Origin of the sequence: Cellulomonas algicola (genome assembly GCF_003851725.1) — a bacterium.
Classification (GTDB): Bacteria; Actinomycetota; Actinomycetes; order Actinomycetales; family Cellulomonadaceae; genus Cellulomonas; species Cellulomonas algicola.
In genome coordinates this window covers 1-5973 of record NZ_BHYL01000181.1, presented here as the reverse complement: position 1 = coordinate 5973, position 5973 = coordinate 1, and the positions used below count along the sequence as shown (strand labels likewise).

4 protein-coding genes and 1 pseudogene are annotated in these 5973 nt (G+C 76.3%); all 5 read left to right on the top strand.

The window, feature by feature from the left end; translation table 11 throughout:
* Positions 1-198: 198 nt before the first annotated feature.
* Positions 199-1674: a 3' terminal RNA ribose 2'-O-methyltransferase Hen1 gene (locus CTKZ_RS12130; RefSeq protein WP_124343187.1), complete on the top strand. Its 1476-nt coding sequence runs from the start codon at positions 199-201 to the stop codon at positions 1672-1674.
* Complete coding sequence (locus CTKZ_RS12125) at positions 1671-4241, top strand: polynucleotide kinase-phosphatase (protein WP_124343186.1); 2571 nt, start codon at positions 1671-1673, stop codon at positions 4239-4241. The genes CTKZ_RS12130 and CTKZ_RS12125 overlap by 4 nt, the downstream gene beginning before the upstream one ends.
* A gap of 83 nt (positions 4242-4324) precedes the next feature.
* On the top strand, positions 4325-4705 hold the full coding sequence (locus tag CTKZ_RS12120; protein ID WP_124343185.1) for a VOC family protein: 381 nt from the start codon (positions 4325-4327) through the stop codon (positions 4703-4705).
* A gap of 46 nt (positions 4706-4751) precedes the next feature.
* A complete protein-coding gene (locus CTKZ_RS12115) occupies positions 4752-5615 on the top strand; it encodes a MerR family transcriptional regulator (protein ID WP_124343184.1) in 864 nt (287 codons plus the stop codon).
* Positions 5616-5754: 139 nt separating this feature from the next.
* Positions 5755-5973: pseudogene (locus CTKZ_RS22205) on the top strand (hypothetical protein); the annotation flags it as partial.

Genomic DNA, 5973 nt, shown 5'->3' with positions numbered 1-5973 from the left:
GCCGGGACGAGCGGCAGGGCGACGAGCCCGGGCGCGCGGGAGCCGGCGGGCGCGACGAGCGTCGCGCCGAACGGGACGCGGCACGCGAGCGGCGCCACGCCGGGCGAGCCGGGCACCGCGAGGGGCCACCGACGGCGTCGGGGTGACGCAGGACCAATCCGTTCGGTCCACCCCTCGCCGGGCTGGCACGATGCGCGGGTGCTGCTCACCCTGACGACCCGCGACGACGCCGCGCGCGACCTCGGCTTCGTGCTGCACAAGCACCCCGACCGCGTGCAGTGGTTCGACCAGGCGTTCGGCGTGGCGCACGTGCTCTACCCGCAGGCCGACGACGACGTGGTCACGGTCGCGCTGGTGCTGGAGGTCGACCCGGTGGCCCTCGTGCGCGGCAAGGGTGCCCGCGACGCGGCGTTCAGCCTCGCGCAGTACGTCAACGACCGCCCGTACGCGGCGTCGTCGATGCTGGCCGTGGCCCTGGGTCGCGTCTTCCGCACGGCGATGGCGGGCCGGTGCGACCAGCGTCCGGAGCTCGCCGAGCGCGCGTGGCCGCTCGAGGTGCACGTGCCGTCGGTGCCGTGCCGCGGTGGCGCCGACGCCGCCGTCCGGCTGTTCGCGCCGCTCGGCTGGGACGTCGAGGTGACACCCGTCCCGCTCGACCCGACGATCCCGGAGTGGGGCGACTCCCGGTACGTCGACCTGCGGCTGCGCGGCACGCTCCGGGTCGCCGACGCGCTCCAGCACCTGTACGTCCTCCTGCCGACGCTCGACGCCGCGAAGCACTACTGGGTCGGCCTGGACGAGGTCGACAAGCTCGTCCGCGCGGGGCAGGGCTGGCTCGCCGACCACCCCGCGCGCGACGAGATCGCCCGCCGCTACCTGGCGCACCGCGGGTCGCTCGTCGCGAGCGCGGTCGCGCGGCTCGCGGAGGTCGACGACGCCGAGCCGGAGGCGCTCGACGACGCCGTGCCTGCGGACCGTGATGCCCTGCCGGGCGAGGACCCGGGGCCCGCGGTGGCAGGCGAGGACGGCGACCCGCCCGCGGCCGTGCCGCTCGCGCGGCGCCGCCTCGACGCGGTCGTCGAGCAGCTGCGGCTGGCCGGGGCGCGCAGCGTCGTCGACCTGGGCTGCGGTGAGGGCCACCTGCTCGGTGCGCTGCTCGACGACCCGCGGTTCGACCGGCTGCTCGGCGTGGACGTCTCGCCGCGTGCGCTGGAGGTCGCCGCGCGGCGCCTGCACCTCGACACGATGCCCGCGCGGCGGCGCGCCCGGATCGAGCTCGCGCAGTCGTCCGTCACGTACACCGACGCGCGCGTCGCGGGCTTCGACGCCGCGGTGCTCATGGAGGTCGTCGAGCACGTCGACCCGCCGCGCCTGGCCGCCCTGGAGCGCGCGGTGCTCGGCGTCGCCGCCCCGCCGACCGTCGTCGTCACGACGCCGAACGCCGAGCACAACGTCCGCTACCCGACACTGGCCGCGGGGACGATGCGGCACCACGACCACCGGTTCGAGTGGACCCGTGCGGAGCTCGCCGCGTGGGCGCGCGCCGCCGCCGACCGGTACGGGTACGACGTCGAGCTGCTGGGCGTCGGCGACGACGACCCCGAGGTCGGCCCGCCGACGCAGCTCGCGGTGTTCCGCCGCACGACCGAGACCACCGGGGAGGAGGCCCGATGACCACGCTGACGGTGCCCGCGCTGTCGCTCGTCGTCCTCGTCGGCGCGTCGGGCTCCGGCAAGTCGACGTTCGCCGCGCGCGCGTTCGGGCCGTTCGAGACCCTGTCGTCCGACTTCTTCCGCGGGCTCGTCGCGAACGACCCGAACGACCAGGGCGCGACCCGCGCCGCCTTCGACGCGCTGCACCACGTCGCGGCCGCGCGGCTCGACGCCGGGCTGCTCACGGTCGTCGACGCGACGAACGTGCAGGCGCAGGCCCGGCGGTCGCTCGTCGACCTGGCCCGCGCGCACGACGTGCTGCCGGTCGCGATCGTCCTCGACCTGCCGGAGGAGGTGTGCGTCGCCCGCAACGCCGCGCGCGACGACCGCGACCTCGGTGCGCACGTCGTGCGGCGGCAGCGCGACCAGCTCCGGCGCTCGCTGCGCGGGCTCGCGAAGGAGGGCTTCCGCACGGTGCACGTGCTGCGGTCGGTCGACGAGGTCGAGGCGGCGGTGATCGCGAGGCAGCCGCTGCGGAGCGACCGGCGCGACGAGCGTGGCCCGTTCGACGTGGTCGGCGACGTGCACGGCTGCCGGTCGGAGCTCGAGGCGCTGCTGGTCCGGCTGGGATACGCGCTCGTCCGGGACGACGCCGGTCGACCCGTCGACGCGGTGCACCCGGCGGGGCGGCGCGCGGTGTTCGTGGGGGACCTCGTGGACCGCGGACCGGACAGCCCGGGCGTGGTGCGCCTCGTCATGGGGATGGTCGCGGCCGGGCACGCGCTCGCCGTGCCCGGGAACCACGAGGAGAAGCTGGTCCGCGCGCTCGACGGGAAGCAGGTGCGCGTCGCGCACGGGCTCGCGGAGACGCTGGAGCAGCTCGCCGGGGAGAGCGAGGAGTTCCGCCGCGAGGTCCGGGACTGGTGCGACGGGCTCGTCGCGCACCTCGTGCTGGACGGCGGTGCGCTCGTCGTCGCGCACGCCGGGCTCAAGGAGTCGTTCCACAACCGGGCGTCGGGCCGGGTGCGGTCGTTCGCGCTGTACGGGGACACGACGGGGGAGACGGACGAGTACGGGCTGCCCGTGCGGCTGCCGTGGGCGGACGACTACCGCGGGCGCGCGACGGTGCTGTACGGGCACACGCCGACGGCCGTCCCGACGTGGGTGAACAACACGATGTGCCTCGACACGGGCTGCGTGTTCGGCGGGCACCTGACGGCCCTGCGCTACCCGGAGCGTGAGGTCGTGCAGGTCCCGGCGGAGCGGACGTGGTGCGAGCCGGCTCGGCCGCTCGACGCGGTGCCGTCCGGCACGGCGCGACGCGACCCGGACGTGCTCGACGTGTCGGACGTGCTCGGCCGCCGCTCGGTCGAGACGACGCTGCTCGGACGCGTCACGGTCGCCGAGGAGAACGCGGCGGGCGCGCTGGAGGTCATGAGCCGGTTCGCGGTCGACCCGCGCTGGCTGCTGTACCTGCCGCCGACGATGAGCCCGTGCGCGACGGCGCCCGACGGCGACCTGCTGGAGCACCCGGCGCAGGCGTTCGACGCCTACCGGTCCGACGGCGTCGGCACGGTCGTGTGCGAGGAGAAGCACATGGGGTCGCGGGCCGTCGTGCTCGTCTGCCGCGACCAGGCGGCGGCGTCGGGACGGTTCGGCATGCCCGACGGTGTCACCGGCGTGGTCCACACCCGGACGGGACGGCCGTTCTTCGACGCCGCGCGCTCCGAGGCGCTGCTCGCGGTCCTCCGCGACGCCGCCACGACCGCCGGGCTGTGGGACACCCTGGGACCCGACGACGGGCCGACGGGCTGGCTGCTGCTCGACGCCGAGCTCATGCCCTGGTCGGTCAAGGCCGGCGACCTGCTGCGCCACCAGTACGCGGCCGTCGGCGCGGCGGCCCGGTCGGCCCTCTCACCGGCCGTCGACGCCCTGCGCGCGGCGGCGGCCCGGGGCCTCGACGTCGCGGGGCTGCTGGACCGTACTGACGCACGGCGGCGCAACGCCGACGCGTTCGCCGACGCCTACCGCCGGTACGTGTGGCCGACCGACGGCCTCGACGGCGTGCGGCTCGCGCCGTTCCAGGTGCTCGCGGCGGACGGCCGGACCTTCGAGACGCAGGACCACCTCTGGCACCTCGACGTCGCGGACCGGCTCGTCGCCGCGGACGCCGCGGGCGTGCTGCAGGGCACCCGACGGCTGGTCGTGGACGTCGACGACGAGGCGTCCGTCGGCGCGGGCGTCGCCTGGTGGACGGACCTGACCGGGGCGGGCGGTGAGGGGATGGTCGTCAAGCCGCTCGGCAACCTCGTGCGCGGCCGCCGGGGCGGACCCGCGCAGCCGGGGATCAAGGTGCGCGGCCGCGAGTACCTGCGGATCATCTACGGCCCGGACTACACCGAGCCGGCGAACCTCGAGCGGCTGCGGTCGCGCAGCCTGGGCCGCAAGCGCGGGCTGGCGCTGCGGGAGTACGCCCTCGGGCTGGAGGGGCTCGCACGCGCGACCTCGGGCGAGCCGCTGTGGCGCGTGCACGAGGCCGTGTTCGCGGTCCTGGCGCTGGAGTCGGAGCCCGTGGATCCTCGCCTCTGACCCTTGCACCTCACGTGACGTGAGGGCCTAGCGTCGGCGGTGCGGGCGCCGGTGCCCGCGGCACGACCGACCGGGAGGCTGCGATGACCCAGCTGGTGCCCTACCTGACCGTGCACGACGCGACGACGGCGATCGACTTCTACGCGACCGCGTTCGGGGCGACGGAGACCGGCGAGCGGTACACCGAGGACGACGGGCGGATCGGCTTCGCGGCGCTCGCGATCGGCGGGCGGCCCTTCTACCTGTCCGACGAGTACCACGACTACGGCGCCTACGCCCCGGCCACGCTCGGGCATGCGACGGCAGCCGTCGTGCTGGAGGTCGACGACGTGGACGCCGTGTACGCGCGGGCGGTGGCGGCGGGCGCGACGGTGGACCGCGAGCCCGCGGACCAGGGCGACGAGCGGCGCGGTTGGCTCGTCGACCCGTTCGGTCACCGCTGGGCGATCCACTCGCCGCTCTGAGCCGCGGCACGGGCCGGCGGGTCCCGACGAGCGCGAGGCGGGCGGGGTGAGCGAGCGGGCGGACGACGACGGCGCGCCGGGCGAGGGGACCGGCGGCGCGGGCTGGCGCGTGGGCGACCTCGCCGCGCTCACGGGGCTGACCGTCCGCACGCTGCACCACTACGACGACGTGGGCCTGCTGCGGCCGGACCGGACCGCCGCCGGTCACCGCGTCTACCGGCGTGCGCACGTCGAGCGCCTGTACCGGATCAGCGTGCTGCGGCGGTTCGGGGTGTCGCTCGACGACATCGCGGCGGCGCTCGACGCGCCCGGGTGGACGCTCGACGGCGCGCTGCGCACGCACCTCGCGGAGCTCGAGGACCAGGTGCTGCGGATGGAGCGCCTGCTGCACCGGCTCAGCGCGACGCGTCCCGACGTCGCCGGCGACGGGACGGCACGGCGCGGCGACGACGCGGGCGACGTGGACGTGTGCCGACGCCTGCTGGCGGTGCTGGAGGACACCGCGGTCGCGTCGACCGAGCCGCTGCGGCGCGTCGCGGTCCTCGTGTACGCCGACCTGGAGGCCGCGCACCGGCACCTCGTCGAGGTCTTCGGGCTGGAGCCCGGGCCGGTGCACCGCGACGACGCGGGGACGGTCGTGCACGGCGAGGTCCGGACGGCCGACGGGATCGTCATGCTGCACCGCGTGGCGCCGGAGTGGCGGCTGGCGTCGCCGGCGACGCTCGGGGCCTCGACGGGGATGCTCGTCGTGACGGTCCGCGACGTCGACGCCCACCACGCGGCGGTCGTCGCGCGCGGCGGCACGGTGACGTACCCGCCGACGGACCAGCCGTACGGCGTGCGCGAGTACGGGGCGCTCGGGCCGGAGGGGGAGCCCTGGTCGTTCTGGTCACCGCTGCCGCCGACCTGACGGGTCCAAGGTGTTGCGAACGATGTATCAACGATATATCGTTCAGGACGTCGGCATCGCGCCGCACCCCTCCCGGGTCCTCCCGGTCGAGCCGTGTCCCGCACCCCCGCCGACGCCCACGCACCTGAGGAGACCACCCATGCGACACCACCACGTCCACCACCGCCCTGCCGGTCCCGACGCCTTCGACGAGGACGCCGCCGGCAGCCCGTCCGGCCCGCCGTTCGGACCCGGGTTCGGCCCGGGCTTCGGCCCCGGCGGGCCCGGGTTCGGACCTGGCGGGCCCGGGTTCGGACCTGGCCCGCGCGGCGGCCGCGGCTTCGGCGGCCACCACGGCGGCCCGCACCCGCGTCACGGC

Coding starts and splice junctions, on each gene's coding strand:
- CTKZ_RS12120 (WP_124343185.1), top strand. CDS start 4,325: ATGACCCAGCTGGTGCCCTACCTGACCGTGCACGACGCGACGACGGCG.
- CTKZ_RS12125 (WP_124343186.1), top strand. CDS start 1,671: ATGACCACGCTGACGGTGCCCGCGCTGTCGCTCGTCGTCCTCGTCGGC.